The organism is Benzoatithermus flavus, assembly GCF_037908215.1.
Lineage (GTDB): Bacteria > Pseudomonadota > Alphaproteobacteria > Geminicoccales > Geminicoccaceae > Benzoatithermus > Benzoatithermus flavus.
Window position 1 is genome coordinate 1 of record NZ_JBBLZC010000117.1, and the last position, 562, is coordinate 562.

Here is a 562-nt window from a genome sequence, read left to right on the forward strand (position 1 = left end):
GGGAACGGATTTGCTTCTTCGAGCTCGCCGAGGGAGAGCGCCGCTCCGAGCACGAGAGAACCATTGTCGACATCAAGCGACCGACATTCAGGGATCGATTTTATGTCAATGACGGCCGCGGTGCGGACAAGGTTCAACCGAGACAACGTGATGATTTCCGTGCCGCCGCCGTAGTAGAGCGTTCGTTTTCCATCCCGCTCGAGCGCCGCAAACAGCGCTGTCGCTTCGGCGATCGACTGCGGCCGGTAGTAGGCAAAGTCAAACGGAACCATAGGAGTCCCCTTTCTGTGTCCGCCAAATGAGTTCAGGCACAAGCGGCAGTTCATTGAGCGGCACGCCGGCAGCGAGAGACAAGGCGTTTGCCAAGGCGGCGGGCATGCCGATCAAGCCATGTTCGCCGATGCCGCGAGCGCCGTACGGGGCATCGATTTGCGGCGTTTCAACAAACTCAACGATGTACTCTAGATGTTCGCCGAAGCGAATTGGCCGGTATGTGCGCAACTGTGGGTTTAACACGCGCTGTTCGTTGTCAAACAGAAACCCTTCGCGGCTGGAAAAGCTT

General features: G+C 57.8%; 1 protein-coding gene and 1 pseudogene. Both read right to left on the bottom strand.

Annotated features, from left to right (window positions below):
* The coding region (locus tag U1T56_RS24395; protein ID WP_418162072.1) for an FAD binding domain-containing protein at positions 1-272 on the bottom strand (272 nt) is incomplete at its 3' end.
* Positions 259-562 (bottom strand): annotated as a pseudogene (locus tag U1T56_RS24400) (xanthine dehydrogenase family protein molybdopterin-binding subunit); the annotation flags it as partial. The gene U1T56_RS24395 and the pseudogene U1T56_RS24400, both read right to left, overlap by 14 nt.